At 63.5% G+C, this 15,179-nt stretch carries 11 protein-coding genes; 3 read left to right on the forward strand and 8 right to left on the reverse strand.

Features of this window, described 5'->3' with window-relative positions:
- Positions 1 to 282 precede the first annotated feature (282 nt).
- The 6 genes from PKE98_RS18285 to kdpF all read right to left on the reverse strand — a co-directional run bounded on the left by PKE98_RS18285 (position 283) and on the right by kdpF (position 8,111).
- On the reverse strand, positions 283 to 972 hold the full coding sequence (locus PKE98_RS18285; RefSeq protein WP_271196761.1) for a response regulator: 690 nt from the start codon (positions 970 to 972) through the stop codon (positions 283 to 285).
- The gene (locus tag PKE98_RS18290; protein WP_271196762.1) at positions 969 to 3,614 is read right to left on the reverse strand and encodes a DUF4118 domain-containing protein; all 2,646 of its coding nucleotides are present in this window, start codon (positions 3,612 to 3,614) and stop codon (positions 969 to 971) included. The genes PKE98_RS18285 and PKE98_RS18290 overlap by 4 nt, the downstream gene beginning before the upstream one ends.
- Positions 3,615 to 3,702: 88 nt before the next feature.
- Positions 3,703 to 4,254 carry a potassium-transporting ATPase subunit KdpC gene (kdpC, locus tag PKE98_RS18295; RefSeq protein ID WP_271196763.1) on the reverse strand — a complete coding sequence of 184 codons (552 nt, stop codon included), beginning with the start codon at positions 4,252 to 4,254 and terminating at the stop codon, positions 3,703 to 3,705.
- 10 nt (positions 4,255 to 4,264) lie between these two features.
- Positions 4,265 to 6,301: a potassium-transporting ATPase subunit KdpB gene (gene kdpB / locus PKE98_RS18300; RefSeq protein ID WP_271196764.1), complete on the reverse strand. Its 2,037-nt coding sequence runs from the start codon at positions 6,299 to 6,301 to the stop codon at positions 4,265 to 4,267.
- A gap of 12 nt (positions 6,302 to 6,313) precedes the next feature.
- Positions 6,314 to 8,011 carry a potassium-transporting ATPase subunit KdpA gene (kdpA, locus tag PKE98_RS18305; RefSeq protein WP_271196765.1) on the reverse strand — a complete coding sequence of 566 codons (1,698 nt, stop codon included), beginning with the start codon at positions 8,009 to 8,011 and terminating at the stop codon, positions 6,314 to 6,316.
- A gap of 10 nt (positions 8,012 to 8,021) precedes the next feature.
- The gene (gene kdpF, locus PKE98_RS18310) at positions 8,022 to 8,111 is read right to left on the reverse strand and encodes a K(+)-transporting ATPase subunit F (protein ID WP_271196766.1); all 90 of its coding nucleotides are present in this window, start codon (positions 8,109 to 8,111) and stop codon (positions 8,022 to 8,024) included.
- A gap of 429 nt (positions 8,112 to 8,540) precedes the next feature.
- Here kdpF and PKE98_RS18315 point away from each other — a divergent pair, with 429 nt between their 5' ends.
- The 3 genes from PKE98_RS18315 to xopAW all read left to right on the forward strand — a co-directional run bounded on the left by PKE98_RS18315 (position 8,541) and on the right by xopAW (position 11,421).
- Positions 8,541 to 9,284 carry a response regulator gene (locus PKE98_RS18315; protein WP_271196767.1) on the forward strand — a complete coding sequence of 248 codons (744 nt, stop codon included), beginning with the start codon at positions 8,541 to 8,543 and terminating at the stop codon, positions 9,282 to 9,284.
- Complete coding sequence (locus PKE98_RS18320) at positions 9,284 to 10,375, forward strand: sensor histidine kinase (RefSeq protein WP_271196768.1); 1,092 nt, start codon at positions 9,284 to 9,286, stop codon at positions 10,373 to 10,375. The genes PKE98_RS18315 and PKE98_RS18320 overlap by 1 nt, the downstream gene beginning before the upstream one ends.
- 254 nt (positions 10,376 to 10,629) lie before the next feature.
- Positions 10,630 to 11,421 (forward strand): EF-hand domain-containing protein, encoded by a 792-nt coding sequence (xopAW, locus tag PKE98_RS18325; protein ID WP_271196769.1) that lies wholly within the window; start codon positions 10,630 to 10,632, stop codon positions 11,419 to 11,421.
- Between the two features lie 202 nt (positions 11,422 to 11,623).
- Here xopAW and PKE98_RS18330 read toward each other — a convergent pair whose 3' ends face one another.
- Complete coding sequence (locus tag PKE98_RS18330; RefSeq protein ID WP_271196770.1) at positions 11,624 to 12,994, reverse strand: DUF1329 domain-containing protein; 1,371 nt, start codon at positions 12,992 to 12,994, stop codon at positions 11,624 to 11,626.
- A 28-nt stretch (positions 12,995 to 13,022) separates the two neighbouring features.
- Positions 13,023 to 14,963 (reverse strand): DUF1302 domain-containing protein, encoded by a 1,941-nt coding sequence (locus PKE98_RS18335; protein ID WP_271196771.1) that lies wholly within the window; start codon positions 14,961 to 14,963, stop codon positions 13,023 to 13,025.
- Between the last annotated feature and the right edge of the window lie 216 nt (positions 14,964 to 15,179).

Raw genomic sequence — 15,179 nt, forward strand, 5'->3', positions numbered from 1 at the left:
ACCGCGCTTGATCCGGCTTTCGTAGGGTGTGCTCCGCGCACCAGCGATCACCCCGCGTACGCAACGGTGCGCACAGCACACCCTACAAGAGCAAAACCGCGCTTGATCCGGCTTTCGTAGGGTGTGCTCCGCGCACCAGCGATCACCCCGCGTACGCAACGGTGCGCACAGCACACCCTACAAGAGCAAAACCGCGCTTGATCCGGCTTTCGTAGGGTGTGCTCCGCGCACCCGGCGATCACCCGGCATACGCAACGGTGTGCAAAGCCCAGGCAGTTCTGCCTAGGATTTCAGCCGGTAGCCGACACCCGCCTCGGTGGTGATAAACCTCGGCTGCGACGGATCGTCGCCCAACTTGCCGCGCAAGTGCCCTACCACCACCCGCAGATAGTGGGTGTCCTCCACATGCGTCGGCCCCCAGATATCCTTGAGCAGTTGCTGCTGCGTGACCACGCGCCCGGCATGCTGTGCCAGTTGCGCCAGCACCGCGTATTCCTTGCGCGTCAGGCTTACGTCCTGGCCGTCCACCGTCACGCGCCGGAAGGCAAAATCGACGGTCAACGCCCCAACACTCACCGAGGCCGGAGCGCTCTCCCCTACCTGGCCCTGGCGTAACAACGCCCGCACCCGCGCGAGGAATTCCTGAATGCCAAAGGGCTTGGTGACATAGTCGTTGGCGCCGTTATCCAACGCCTTGACCTTCTCCCCTTCACCGGCACGCACCGACAGCACCAGCACCGGCACCTGCGACCACTCACGCACCTCGGCGAGCACCTGCTGGCCGTCCATGTCCGGCAACCCCAGGTCGAGCACCAGCAAGTCCGGCTTGGCCAGCGCGGCCTGCGCCAGGCCCTCACTGCCGGTGGCGGCCTCAAGCACTTTGTAGCCTTGCGCGGCGAGGCTGATGCGCAGGAATTTGCGAATCTGCGGCTCGTCGTCGATCAGTAAAATGGTGGCGGCGTTGCTGGTCATAGCGGGTCGGTATCGGCTGGCGGTTGCGGGTGCAGGGGCAAGTGTAGAGTCAAGCTGGCGCCGCGCCCATCCAGACCTTCGCCCACGGTCACGCGGCCACCATGGGCACCGAGCATGCCCTGGCAGATGGCCAGGCCCAGACCGGTGCCATGCCCGCCCCGGTCGCCGCGAGCGGCGGTGTAAAACATATCGAAAATCTTCGCCCGCTCGGCCTCGGGAATACCGGGGCCCTGGTCGCTGACGACAATGCGCAACTCAGCGTCGTCACTCTCCACCGCCACCCGCAAGCGCCCCTGGGCCGGCGAGAAACGCGCGGCGTTTTCCAATACGTTGATCAGCGCCTGCTCGATCAGCGCGGCATGTACGTAAAGCAACGGCAGCTCACTCGGCACCCGGGTTTCCACATTCAGCGGCGCCAGCAACGGGCGCAGGCGTTGCAGGGCGCTGGCGACGATGTCCACCGGCGCCACCCAGTCGCGCGCCAGCTTGAGGCCGCCGTGGCCAAGGCGGGTCATGTCCAGCAGGTTCTGGATATAGCGGTCCAGCCGCTCGGCCTCGTCGCGGGTGCTTTCCAGCAATTCAATGCGGTCGGCGTGGGGCAGTTGACCATCGAGGGTCAACAGGCTGTCGATAGCGCCACGCATGGCGGTCAGTGGCGTGCGCAGGTCATGGGACACGGAGGCCAGCAAGGCGCTGCGCAGTTGCTCGGTTTCGCCGTGCAGGCGCGCTGCTTCCAGGTCTTGTGCCAGTTGCGCGCGGGCCAGGGCCTGGGCCAATGGCTGGCCGAGGGCGGCGAGCAAACGGCGGCGTTCGACGCTCAAGGGTTGCTCGTCGTTGGGGCTGACACCGAGCAACAGCAGCGGCCCCTCTTCACCCGACAACGGCCACCACCACCAACGCCCGCTGGGCAGTGTGTCAGTCCCCAGCCCCGCCGCCTGCTCATGTTGCCAGGCCCATTCGGCGGCCATGCGTTCGGCATCGCTCAGGGGCCGCGCCACGCCACCCTCGACATTCCACTGGCCGTCGGCGCCGCGCCCCAGCAGGCACACCTGCACATCGCTCCAGCTCGCCAACTGCTGACTGGCGGCCAATACCACGGCCTGGCGGTCGGTGGCGGCGGTGAGTTTGCGCGACAGCTCCAGCAACGCGGCGGTCTCGCTCTGGGTGTCGCGCAGCACCCGCAATTGCCGCCGTTGGCGCGCCGCCAGGTTGCCGGTAAGCGCGGCCATCAGCAGAAAAAACAGCAGCGTCAGCACGTCCTCGTGGCGGTGAATGGCCAGGGAAAAATGCGGCGGAATAAACAGAAAGTCATAGGCCAGAAACGACAGCACCGCACACAGCAACGCCGGCCCGGAACTGGTGCGCACCGCCACCAGAAGCACGGCAGCAAGCAGCACCAGCGAGATATTGGGCAGCGGCAACACCTTGGCCACCGCCCAGGCAATGCCCGTGGCCACCACGGTGGCGGCAATGGCCAGCAGGTAGTCCCCGCGCACCAGCGGATGGTGCGCTCGGGGTACACGCGGGCGGCGTTCGGCTTCGCTGTCGAGCACGCTGATTTCCAGGCCGGCGCCATGGCGCAACAAGCGCTGCGCCACGCCGGCACCCAACCAGCGCTGGCGGCTGCGGCCCACCAGAATCAGACTGGCGCGGCGCTCGTTGGCATGTTGAATCAGGGTTTTGGCCACCTCGCCGGCGCGCAGGCTGACTACCTCGCCGCCCAGGCGCTCGGCCAACTGCTGTGCCGCCTGCAAACACGCACGGGCGTGCTGGTCGCGGGCAGCGCCGGTGTCGATATGCACCAGGCTCCAGGGCAAATGCCGGCGCTCGGCCACCCGACTGGCGTGGCGCACCAGGCGTTCGGCCTGGGCGTCGGCATCCACGCCCACCAGCAACCGACCGCGCACGGCGGGCGCGTCCTGGCCCAGTTGGCGGTACCCCAGGTTAAGGTCGGCATCCACCCGCGCGGCAGCGGTTTGCATGGCCAGTTCGCGCAAGGCGGTGAGGTTGGTCTGGCTGAAAAAGGCATCGATGGCGGCACGGGCCTGCTCGGGCACATACACCTTGCCGTCGCGCAGACGTTCCAGCAGTTCGCGCGGCGGCAGGTCGATCAGCAGCAGCTCGAAAGCCTCCTGCAACACCCAGTCGGGCACGGTTTCACGCACCTGCACGCCAGTGATGGCCTGCACCTGGTCGTTGAGGCTTTCGAGGTGTTGCACGTTGACGGTGGTGTAAACGTCGATGCCAGCGGCCAGCAGGTCTTGCACATCCTGCCAGCGCTTGGCGTGACGGCTGCCCGGGGCGTTGGTGTGGGCCAGCTCGTCCACCAGCACCAGCTTGGGCGGCTTGGCCAGCAGGCCGTCGAGATCCATCTCGGTGAGCTGCATGCCACGGTAATCGAGGCGTTTGAGCGGCTGTTGCGGCAGGCCGACCAGCAACGCTTCGGTCTCGGCGCGCGAATGGGTTTCCACCACCCCGGCGCGCAGGTCCACCCCTTGGCGCAACTGCGCCTGGGCAGCCTGAAGCATGGCGTAGGTTTTGCCGACGCCGGGCGCGGCGCCCAAAAACACCTTGAGCCGGCCCCGGCCATTACGGGTATCCACGTGCGCCAGTAAGGCGTCGGCGCGTTCGCTATTGCTCATGTTGCTCCATAGATTTGCGCCCTGACGCCGTCATCCCCGCGCAGGCGGGGATGACGGCGAGGGATTGGCGATATCGCGCACCCTACGGTTATTGCGGCTGTTCTGCCAGCGCGAGATTAAGGGCCAGCACGTTGACCACTTCCGGACCAATCAATGGCCGTTGGGTGTTCTGCTCGATCAACCGTTGCAACGCTGCCCCATCAATATTGCGCGCCGCCGCAATCCGGCTGATCTGGTATTGCGCCGCCGCCACCGGCAGGTCCGGGTCCAGGCCGCTGCCGGAGGTGGTCACCAGCGCCATCGGCACCGCGCCCTGCCCGGCTACCGCGAGTTTTTCGCTGTCGCCAGCTATCCGTTCGCGCAGCGCCGGGTTGCTCGGGGCCAGGTTGCTGGCGCCGCTGGAAACGGTGGCAAAGCTACCGGCCGAGGGTCGCGATTGAAACCACTGCGCGCCGTCAAAAGGTTGGGCAATCAGGCTGGAGCCACGCAGGTGGCCCTGGTTGTCGTGAATCAGGCTGCCATTGGCCTGGTCGTTGAACGCCAACTGGGCGACGCCGGTAATGGCCAGTGGGTAAGCCACACCGGTGAGTACGGTCATTAAAGCAATCAGGCTGACCGCAGGACGCAAGTAACTGTTCATGTGCAACTCCTCACGCCAGCCCAAGGCTGGTCAGTAACAGGTCGATCAACTTGATGCCGATAAAGGGCGCCACCAGACCGCCAAGGCCGTAAATCAGCAGGTTGCGGCGCAACAGGCTGGCTGCATCCACTGCTTCCACACGCACACCGCGCAACGCCAAAGGCACCAGGGCGATGATGATCAGGGCATTGAAGACAATGGCCGAGAGAATCGCGCTCTGCGGGCTCTGCAGGTGCATCACGTTGAGCACGCCCAGTTGCGGGTAAATGCTGGTGAACAGCGCCGGCAGAATGGCGAAGTATTTGGCCACGTCGTTGGCGATGGAAAAGGTGGTGAGCGCGCCACGGGTCACCAGCAGTTCCTTGCCCACTTGCACCACGTCCAGCAGCTTGGTGGGGTCCGAATCCAGGTCCACCAGGTTGGCCGCTTCACGCGCGGCCTGGGTGCCGTCGTTCATGGCCATGCCGACATCAGCCTGGGCCAGTGCCGGAGCATCGTTGGCGCCGTCGCCACACATGGCGACCATCTTGCCGTCAGCCTGTTCGGCACGGATGCGCGCCAGTTTTTTCTCCGGTGTGGCTTCGGCAATCACGTCGTCCACGCCCGCTTCGGCGGCAATGGCGGCGGCAGTCAGCGGGTTGTCGCCGGTGACCATCACAGTGCGAATACCCAGTTGACGCAGCTCGGCAAAGCGTTCGCGGATGCCGGGTTTGACCACGTCTTTCAAGTGAATGGCGCCGAGCAATTTGCCGTCGGCACAGACCAACAACGGTGTACCGCCGCTCTGGGCGATCTTGTCGATTTCGCGCGACAACACCGCCGGCATTTCCCGGCGTTGCATGCCGATAAAGGCGAGCAAGGCATCCACCGCGCCCTTGCGGTAGATACGGCCGTTGTAGTCGACGCCGGACAAGCGGGTTTCAGCGCTGAAGGGAATGGCTACCACGGCATCGCGCGCTGGTTCCTGCATGGGGTGCAGGCCTCGCAGGTACTCGACGATGGATTTGCCTTCGGGCGTGTCATCGGCGAGCGAGGCCAGCAACGCGCCTTCGGCCAAGTCCTTGCCGGTGACGCCTGGCGCTGCGAACAGCGCACTGCAGCGACGGTTGCCGAAGGTGATGGTGCCGGTCTTGTCCAGCAGCAGCACATGCACATCGCCCGCCGCTTCCACGGCGCGGCCCGATTTGGCAATCACGTTCAGGCGCACCAGACGGTCCATGCCGGCGATGCCGATGGCCGACAGCAAGCCGCCGATGGTGGTGGGAATCAGGGTCACCAGCAGCGCCACCAGAAACACCAGGGGCAACGCACCGCCGGAGTAAATGGCAAACGGCTGCAAGGTAACGACCACCAGCAAGAAGATCAGGGTCAGGCCGATCAGCAGAATATCCAGCGCCACTTCGTTGGGCGTTTTCTGCCGTTTGGCGCCTTCGACCAGGGCGATCATGCGGTCCAGCGTGGACTCGCCAGGGTTGACACTGATGCGCACCAGCAGCCAGTCCGAGACCACGCGGGTGTTGCCGGTGACAGCCGAACGGTCGCCGCCGGACTCGCGAATCACCGGTGCCGATTCCCCGGTAATCGCCGCCTCGTTTACGGCGGCAATACCCTCGATCACCTCGCCGTCGCCAGGAATCAACTCGCCCACTTCCACCCGCACCACTTCGCCTTTGCGCAAGCTGGCCGCCGGTACGGTTTCGAAGGTGCCGTTATGCAAGCGACGGCGGGCGAACAAGCCCTGGGTGCCGGCGCGCAGGCTGTCGGCGCGGGCCTTGCCACGGCCCTCGGCCAGGGCCTCGGCGAAGTTGGCAAAGAGCACGGTAAACCACAACCACAGGGCAATTTGCACCGCGATAAAGGTCGGCACCGGTTGGCCTGGCAAGCCGCAGAGCACGGTGGTGAAGATGGCGGTGAGTTCCACCACCAGCATCACCGGCGAGCGCACCAGTTGGCGCGGGTCGAGTTTGACGAAAGCTTGAATCAGTGCCGCCTGCCACTGGCTCCGAGGCTTGGTTGGCGCGGCCGGAATTTCGGTTTTAGCGTTCATGACAAATCCTTCTTAATGACCGAGCAGGCTGAGGTGTTCGGCCACAGGCCCAAGGGCCAATACCGGCAGAAAGGTCAAACCACCCACCAGCAAGATGGTGATGGTCAGCAGGCTGACAAACAGCGGGCCGTGGGTGGGGAAGCTGTTCTGCCCCACCGGCACCCGGCGTTTGGCCGCCAGGCTGCCGGCAATGGCCAGCACCGGCAGGATGTAGCCGAAGCGGCCGAGCAACATGGCCAGCGCGATCATCAGGTTGTGGTACGGCGTATTGGAGCTGAAGCCGCCAAAGCCCGAGCCGTTGTTGGCGGTGCCGGAGGTGTAGTTGTAGAGAATCTGGCTCAGGCCGTGGGCGCCGGGGTTACTCACCGAGGCATTGGCGAACGGCATGGCGGCGGTGAGCGCACCGAGCACCAGCACCCCGAGCGGCATGACCAAAAGGGTCAGCACCAGCAGGCGCACTTCGCGGGCCTCGAGTTTTTTGCCGAGGTATTCCGGCGTACGGCCGACCATCAGGCCGCAGAGGAATACAGCGATCAGCACGAACAACAACATGCCGTAGAGTCCGGCGCCAACGCCGCCGAAAATCACCTCACCGACCATCATGTTGAACATCGGCACCAGGCCACCGAGGGCGCTGAAGCTGTCGTGCATAGCGTTTACCGAACCGCTAGAGGCCGCCGTGGTGGCCACCGCCCACAGCGCCGAGGCGCCGATACCGAAGCGGCTTTCCTTGCCTTCGAGCGAACCGCTCTGCTCGATGTTCAGGCCGGCCAGCGCCGGGTTGGGTTGCAGCTCGCTGTACAGCGTCACGCCCACGCCCAGCACCAGCAGAATCAGCATGCAGGCGAGAATGGCACGGCTCTGGCGCAGGTCTTTGACGTAATGGCCGAAGGTGAATACCAGCGCTGCTGGAATCAGCAGGATGGACGCCATTTCGAACAGGTTGCTCCACACCGTCGGGTTTTCGAACGGGTGCGCCGAGTTCAGGCCGAAGAAACCGCCGCCGTTGGTGCCCAGTTGCTTGATCGCAATCTGGCTGGCAGCCGGGCCCAGCGGCAGGCTTTGTTCGCCGCCTTGCAGGGTGAGCGCGTCCAGGTAATGGCTGAAGGTTTGCGGTACGCCCTGCCACACCAGAAACAGCGCCAGACCAATGCACAGTGGCAGCAGGCCGTAGAGGGTGCCGCGGGTGAGGTCGACCCAGAAGTTGCCGAGGGTCTGGCTGGAGCGCCGGGAAATGCCGCGGCACAGCGCGACCAGAACCGCGAGGCCAGTGGCGGCGCTGACAAAGTTCTGCACACCCAGGCCAACCATCTGGCTGAAGTAGCTCAGGCTGGCTTCGCCGCTGTAGGCCTGCCAGTTGGTGTTGGTGACAAAACTGACGGCGGTGTTAAGCGCCAGCGTCCACTCCAGGCCCGGCATATTCTGCGGGTTGAGCGGCAGTACGCCTTGCAGCATCAGAATCGCGAACAACAGCACCAGACCGGCGAAGTTGAACGCCAGCAGCGCCAGGGTGTAACTTTTCCAATCCTGTTCTTGCTGGGCATCCACCCCGGCAAATCGATAGCTGAACCGCTCCACCGGCTGCAGCAGCGGCGAAAGCCAAGTACGCTCGCCCTCCATCACCCGGTAATAAAAACGCCCAAGCCAGGGTGCCGGTAACAGCACCAAGGCAAAGAAGGCCACCAGCAATAGCACCACATGACTGTCCATTACCGGCTCCTCAGCCACGACCGGCGCGCAGCAGCGCGACCAGCAGGTAAATGAACAGTCCACTGGCCAACAGCAGGGACAACCCGTCCAGAAGATGCATGGGGTATTTCTCCGTCATACGGCACGCGCCGCTTTGGGAGAATTGTCGGGATGGGGGGCGTAAAGGGGCGAGATGCAGAGCGCAGGGTTGGCGTAAAGAAGGTGTAAAAAACCAAACAAACTCAGCGGCTTTTCACCCCTCTCCCGCTAGGTCGGCGGACAGGCGAGAGGGGCCGGGCAAACTAACTCAACTGCTCTGCACCCCTCTCCCGCGTGCGGGAGAGGGGCCGGGGGTGAGGGCTGGGGCCACCGCCGTCCCAATCCCCCTCACCCCAACCCTCTCCCTCAGGGAGAGGGAGTTGACCGATAATTTCCCGCCACTGCGCTTTTGTACCAAGCTGGATACATTAACGACATGTTGTCGATACGCCCGCCCCTCAGCATGGCGGCCGCTTTGCCAATGCCCCACGAATTACGGAGCCTACGCCCGATGGAAGCCCTTAACGAACGGGACGTCCGCTCAAGAACTACACGCGCGCTGATCGTCGACGACAATATCGAGCTGCGCGAACTGCTGAGCGGTTACCTGACGCGTTTCAACATCGCCAGCGAAGCCGTTGGCGATGGCACCGGCATGCGCAAGGCGCTGGCCGCCAGCCGTTTCGATGTGATCATTCTCGACCTTATGCTGCCCGGCGAAGATGGCCTGGAGCTGTGCCGTGAGCTGCGCAGCAATTCGGATATTCCGATTCTGATGCTCACCGCGCGCTGCGAGCCCACCGACCGCATCATCGGTCTGGAACTGGGCGCCGATGATTACATGGCCAAGCCTTTCGAACCCCGCGAGCTGGTGGCGCGGATTCAGAGCATCCTGCGCCGGGTGCGCGATGACCGCGATGCGCCGCGCACCGATGAGCGGTCGAGCATTCGTTTCGACGACTGGCATCTGAACGGCGTATTGCGCCAGCTGCAGGCCCCCGACGGCTTGGTGGTGCCGTTGTCCAACGCTGAATTCCGCTTGCTCTGGGTATTTCTCGAACGCCCGCGCCGGGTGCTGAACCGCGAGCAATTGCTGGACGCCGCCCGCGGCCGTTCCATCGAAGCGTTCGACCGCAGCATCGACTTGCTGGTGTCACGCCTGCGGCAGAAACTGGGCGATGACCCCAAGTCGCCGCGCCTGATCAAGACCGTGCGCGGCGAGGGCTATCTGTTCGACGCACGTGAGATTGGTTGATGCGGTCTGCTGACACCCTGTTTGCCCGCCTGTTCGGCATGTTGCTGCTCTCGATCGTGTTGGCGCACCTGCTCGCGTTTGCCTGGTTTAGCCAGTACGGCGGCCCGCGCCCGATGCCGCCGGAGGGTGGGCCACCACCGGCACAGGAAATGCCCGGCCCACGGCCCGAAGGCCAGCAGATGCGCCCAGACCAGCCGCCCATGGAAGGCCGCCAACCGCCACGCCCAGGCCCAGGCCCAGGGCCGTTGAGTGGCCCGTTGGTGCCGCTGATGTTCCAGATGTTCACCCTGGTGATTGCCGGCTGGTTCGGCGCCAAGCTGCTGAGCCGGCCGATACAGCGGCTGTCCGAAGCCGCCGAGCGCCTTAGCGAAAACCTCGATGCCCCGCCCCTGCCCGAAGAAGGCCCACTGGAGGCGCGCAAAGCCGCACGCACCTTCAATACCATGCAGCAGCGCATCCGCGAGCAGGTGAAACAACGTGGGCGCATGCTGGCCGCCGTTTCCCACGACCTGCGCACGCCGTTGTCGCGGCTTAAATTGCGCCTGGAGCAAGTGCCCAACGCTCACCTGCGTGAACGCATGGGCCAGGACCTGGCTGAAATGATCGACATGCTCGACGCCACCCTGCGCTACCTGCACGAGCAGCGCGCCACCGAGGCCTTGCAATGGTTCGACGTGCAGGCGCTGGTGGAGTCGCTGACCGAAAACGCCCAGGACCAGGGCGCCGATGTCACCTTGCAAGGCCACTGCGCGCCGCTGCGGGTACAGCCGCTGGCCCTGCGTTCGGCCATCAGCAACCTGCTGAACAACGCCCTGCGCTATGCCGGCCATGCGCGCATCGAAATGCACGACCACCACGACTTTATTGAAGTGCACGTGTGCGACCACGGCCCCGGCATTGCTGCGGAACAACGTGAAAGCGTGTTCGAACCTTTCTTCCGCGTCGAAGGCTCGCGCAACCGCAACTCCGGCGGCGTCGGCCTGGGGCTGACCATTGCCCGCGAGGCGGCGCAGCGTCAGGGCGGCGATATTTCCCTGCGCGAGACCAAGGGGGGTGGTCTTACCTGCGTGCTGCGTTTGCCGCGCCAATAGCGCTTTTCTGGCGTACTAGCACTGCATCTGCGTACCTGGATCCCAGCCTTCGCTGGGATGACGGGAGTTTTGCACAGACATCCGTCATCCCCGCGCAGGCGGGGATCCAGAATCGTCGGTGCATACGCCGATACCAACCATCACGTTTGTACGTGTAGAGATACAAACTGCACACACCCTCGACATACAGTCCCCGGAATCTGGCATCACCGAAGAAACCCTCTTCGGGTTCCAACTTCACAGGAGCGACTCCCATGATAAGTGGTGTCAGCGGTTACTCGAGCTACTCCTATAGCTCGACGGCCAGCTCACGTAGCAGCAGTTCGAGTAGCAGCAGTGCTACCAGTTGCGTGGGTGGGTCGACGGATGCTCAGGAGAAACTGTTCAAGCTGCTCGATAGCAACAGCGATGGCAGCGTAGACAAAGACGAACTGACGACGGCGTTGAGCAAGGCCACGGAAAGTGATTCCAGCCTGGGCGAGATCGATATTGACGATCTGTTCGCGCAACTGGATGCCAACAGCGACGGCAGCATCGACGAAGATGAAACCGCCGCCCTCGCCCCGCCCCCGCCTCCGCCAGGCGGCCCCGGTGGCCCCAACCCCGAAGAGTTGTTTGCCAGCCTGGACAGCGACAGTGACGGCACCGTCACCCAGGACGAGCTGACCAGCGCCATCGGCGACAGCATGAGCAGCGACGATATTTCGACCCTGTTCGCCTCGCTCGACAGCGACGAAGACGGCAGCCTCAGCCTGGACGAAACCAAGTCCCTGGCCGGCCCGCCACCACCGCCACCGTCGGCTAGCGGTAGCGATACCGACGAGCTGTTCAGCCAGCTGGACGCCGACGGCGATGGCAGCATCAGCAAGGACGAACTGAGCACCCTGCTCAGCGCAACCGACAGCTCCAGCAGCTCCACCACCAGCAGTGACAGCGACAAGAACGCACTGTATGCCAGCCTGGTGCAGGCGTTGATGAAGCAGTATGAGACTGGGTCGGGCTACGAAGCATCGAGCGTGGGCTCGCAGATCAGTATCGCGGCTTAAGCTGCGATTCTGACCCGCAAACAACAAGGGCGCCTTCGGGGCGCCCTTGTTGTTTTGGGATTTGCGTTGGGCTGGCCCTCACCCCCGGCCCCTCTCCCGCAAGCGGGCGAGGGGTGAAAAGCCGTTGAGTTTGGTTTGCCCCCTCTCCCAGGGGAGAGGGCTGGGGTGAGGGGAACGCGCCCAGGCGCCGCCACCTCAAGCCTTATCTGGACGCCTTGCGCCGCAACGCCGCCGGGCTGAAGTTCGAATCATCCGGCGACGGCTTGCTGAAGTCCGCCGTGCCCGGTTCTTCGTTATCCAGCCATTGCACGCTATAGCGCCGTGCCTGCAGGTCATGGAAGGTATCCAGCGCGGTCCACACCGCCGGCAGCTCGTAGAAGCTTTTCAGGTAGGCCATCGACACCCGCCACAATTCGCCACGGCCGTCATACTGGTCCACCACCGCAGCGCCCCAGCTGTCTTCGTCGAGGAACAAGGTGCGCTTGGAGTAGATATGCCGTGCGCCGGCCTTCAGCTTGCCTTCCACCACCCACACCCGGTGCAATTCGTAACGGGTGTATTTGGGGTTGATATGGCCAGGCTTGAGCAGGTCTTCGTATTTCACCTCGGGGCTGGTAAGCAGGTAGTTGTTGTAGGGAATGTAGATTTCCTTCTTGCCGACCAGGGTCCAGTCGTAGCGGTCCGGCGCACCGTTGTACATGTCGGTGTCATCGGCGGTTTTCAGGCCATCGGAGGCTTCGATTGGCGTGTCGTAGGCCAGGGTGGGCGCACGGCGGACGCGGCGCTGGCCGGGGTTGTAGCCCCAGGCTTGGCGCGGTTCTTTCACCTGGTCGAGCATCTCTTGCACCAGCGCACCGTTACCGGCCAGACGCGCCGGCGCCGTGGTGAAGGTCATGTAATAGAACAGCGTGTTGTTCAGTTCGCTGTAGTTGCTCTTGGGGTTGTAGAAGCGAAACAGGGCTTCGTCTTGCGAGGTCACCAGCGAGTATTGGCCGTTGCGCTGCACGCCGGCCTCGGCGGAGCGGCGGATCACGTAGGTGCCGCGGTAGCGCACGATATGGTTCCACACCGCTTCCACGCCGCTTTGCGGAATGGGAAAGGGAATGCCGCCATAGGCATCGGCAAAACCGTTACCGCCGTCGAGCACCTTGGCGGAGGTGGCGTTGTTGAAGGTGTTGTCGTAGATCCATTGCGGTGCAGAGCCGGTGCGGTGGCTCGGGTAGACCGGCATCTGGAAGGTTTCCGGGTAGGCATTGAACAACGCGATCTGCCCCGCCGTGAGGTTGGCTTTGTATTGCTCCAGATTGGCCTTGGTAATGGTGAATTGCGGCTTCTCGCCGGCAAACGGATCGACGTGGTGCGCGCCCGGGCCTTTGTAGCCAGCAGGCGCCTGGGTCATGCCGCCGGTCCAGGCTGGAATGGTGCCGGCGGCGTTGCCGGCCTTCTCGGCGCCAAAGGGCGTCAGGGTGGTTTTCAGCGTGGCGGCTTGCTGCGCGGAAACGCCGGCCAGGCTATCGGTGGTGCCCAGGGCCAGCACAATGGCCGCGAGCAGCAGTGAGCTCTTATTCAACATGCACGGTTCTCCAGAATTCTGTCAGGCATCAAAACGAGTACTTGGCGCTTAACGACACGTTGTCGCGGTCGCGCATCGAGTTGTTCTGGCCGGCGCCGTAGTACTCGGTGTACTGCAGCCCTACTTCGAAAGCGTTCAGGTAGCTGGCATCCATCCCCAGGGTGTACGCCTTGCGCCCTTCGATAAAGTTGCCGGTACGGTCGGAGTTGCCTTGGAAGTCGTCCTGGTACACCACGTACGGGGACAATTTCACCCCGGCGTACACATCGTTCCAGCTACCGGAGAGCAGCAAGGTGTAGCCGTAGCTGTCGCGGCTGATCTGGTCGGAGTCGCTGTTGCCGCCGACATAGGCCTTGTCGGTGGTGCTGGCGAATTTGCGCGTGCTGCCATCAAACGCGGTGTAGCTCAGGCTGCTGCCACGGATATGTTGTGAGGCGATTTCCGCCACGCCCATCACCGAGTCGAAGCTCACCAGCGGCCCGAAGTTGTAGATGGTGGAAAGCGAGATGTTGTAGGTCTCGGCGCGCTCGTAGTTTTCGAACAGCGAAGAGCGGCACAGTTGTTTGCCGGACACGGCGGCGCACGCCTGGTCGCCAGCGACGTTGCTGTCCAGCAGCGGCGAGCCGAGCACGCCCTGGGTAAGCAGGTCGCCTAGCAGGTCGTCGGTGGCGGAAATGCTGATGGGCGCGTTCGGCCGGTAGGCCACTTCACCGGAGAACGAGGCATCACCGACCGTGGTGTTGAAGCTGAAGCCGTACATGCGGATATCTTCCACATAGTCGCGGCGTGCTTCGGCGTTACTGGCCAGGTCGAGGGTGGCAATCGCTCCGGCGCCCGGCCCGGCAATACCGCCCAGGGTGGTCAAATCCACACCGTTGTAGCGGGTCAGGTCGATGGCGATCTGCGGTTCCTTGGCATGGTAGTTAACGAAGTAAAAACCGAACTCGGTGGAGTTCAGCTCCTCGGCGATGTAGCGGAATGACACGCCGAACTGGCCGCTGTCATCGGCTTCGATGTCTTTGCCGATATTGGCCACTTTAAACACGCCAGTGGCTGGATTCAGGTAAGCGTTTGCGCCTTTGGGACCCTGGCCCAGCAGGCCGGGCGCGAGGCCAAGAATGGCGTTGTAGCCAACCATGGCCGGCGCCAGTGCCGCTTCGGTTGTGTAAGCCGTATTGCCGCCTTCGGCGAACAGGTCGGTATCACCGAAATAGGTGCCGGCCGGGTCCAGTTGGGTTTCTTTCCATTTCCACTGGTAGAAGGCTTCCATGGACAGGTCGTCGGTGAGGCCGACGTTGAAGCTGAACGCTTCCATGGGCACCAGCACTTCTTTGAGCTCGGAGCCCGGCAGGTGGAATTTGGCCGCATCCACCGGGTTTACGGTGTTCACGCCACCGCGGTAGAACACGCCCTCGCCCCAGCTGATGACCTGGCGACCGACCTTGGCGGCCAGCGGTTTTTCGTAGATATCCCAATTGCCGTACAGATACGCGTCGAGAATCTGCGCCTTGCGACCGGCGTTATGGCGGGTGTCTTCGGTGAATTCGTTGTCGTTGGGGAAGTTCTGGCTGGGGCGCTCGACACCGTCGGTGGTGCCGTAATAGTCGTTGCGCTTGTCCATGATCTGCGTGTCGTAGAACGCGGTGCCGCGCACGAACAGGCCGTAATTCTGGTACTTGGCCGACAGGTCGGAGGTGGCTTTGTAGACTTCGGAAACCAGGCCCGTGTCGAAGTTGCGGTTGCCGTCATCGGCGTTGATATCGGTGATATTGCTCTTGTCGCGGCCTTGCACGCGCCACATCGAGCCATAAGAAAGGGTGGTATCCAACGAGCCGGTTACCTCGTTGTCGGCGAAGCTGAATTCAGCCCCTTGCACCGTCCCTGCCACCAACAATGGCAGCAGCGCCAATGCCGCTCCTGCCTGCCATGGGCGCACTTTCAACCTGGAAAAGCACACACGTGTGTTCATCGACAACGCTCCTTATCGGCCAAGATTATTCGGGCAGCTGCTTACGGCCACCCTGTTTTTATTCGTCTCTCGGCTGCTGTGGGCAGGCGTGCACATCGCCTTGTGTTGCCCGCAGCAGAAACTCCATCGCCCCCATGCAGCATCACCGTGGTGGATGAGCACCTATGGTCAATTGGTACGATAGTGCAGGCAAAGTAACAAAGTGTTGCCTCGCTG

It is taken from the genome of Pseudomonas turukhanskensis (assembly GCF_027922365.1).
Lineage (GTDB): Bacteria > Pseudomonadota > Gammaproteobacteria > Pseudomonadales > Pseudomonadaceae > Aquipseudomonas > Aquipseudomonas turukhanskensis.

Coding starts and splice junctions, on each gene's coding strand:
- PKE98_RS18285 (WP_271196761.1), bottom strand. CDS start 972: ATGACCAGCAACGCCGCCACCATTTTACTGATCGACGACGAGCCGCAG.
- PKE98_RS18290 (WP_271196762.1), bottom strand. CDS start 3,614: ATGAGCAATAGCGAACGCGCCGACGCCTTACTGGCGCACGTGGATACC.
- kdpC (WP_271196763.1), bottom strand. CDS start 4,254: ATGAACAGTTACTTGCGTCCTGCGGTCAGCCTGATTGCTTTAATGACC.
- kdpB (WP_271196764.1), bottom strand. CDS start 6,301: ATGAACGCTAAAACCGAAATTCCGGCCGCGCCAACCAAGCCTCGGAGC.
- kdpA (WP_271196765.1), bottom strand. CDS start 8,011: ATGGACAGTCATGTGGTGCTATTGCTGGTGGCCTTCTTTGCCTTGGTG.
- kdpF (WP_271196766.1), bottom strand. CDS start 8,111: ATGCATCTTCTGGACGGGTTGTCCCTGCTGTTGGCCAGTGGACTGTTC.
- PKE98_RS18315 (WP_271196767.1), top strand. CDS start 8,541: ATGGAAGCCCTTAACGAACGGGACGTCCGCTCAAGAACTACACGCGCG.
- PKE98_RS18320 (WP_271196768.1), top strand. CDS start 9,284: ATGCGGTCTGCTGACACCCTGTTTGCCCGCCTGTTCGGCATGTTGCTG.
- xopAW (WP_271196769.1), top strand. CDS start 10,630: ATGATAAGTGGTGTCAGCGGTTACTCGAGCTACTCCTATAGCTCGACG.
- PKE98_RS18330 (WP_271196770.1), bottom strand. CDS start 12,994: ATGTTGAATAAGAGCTCACTGCTGCTCGCGGCCATTGTGCTGGCCCTG.
- PKE98_RS18335 (WP_271196771.1), bottom strand. CDS start 14,963: ATGAACACACGTGTGTGCTTTTCCAGGTTGAAAGTGCGCCCATGGCAG.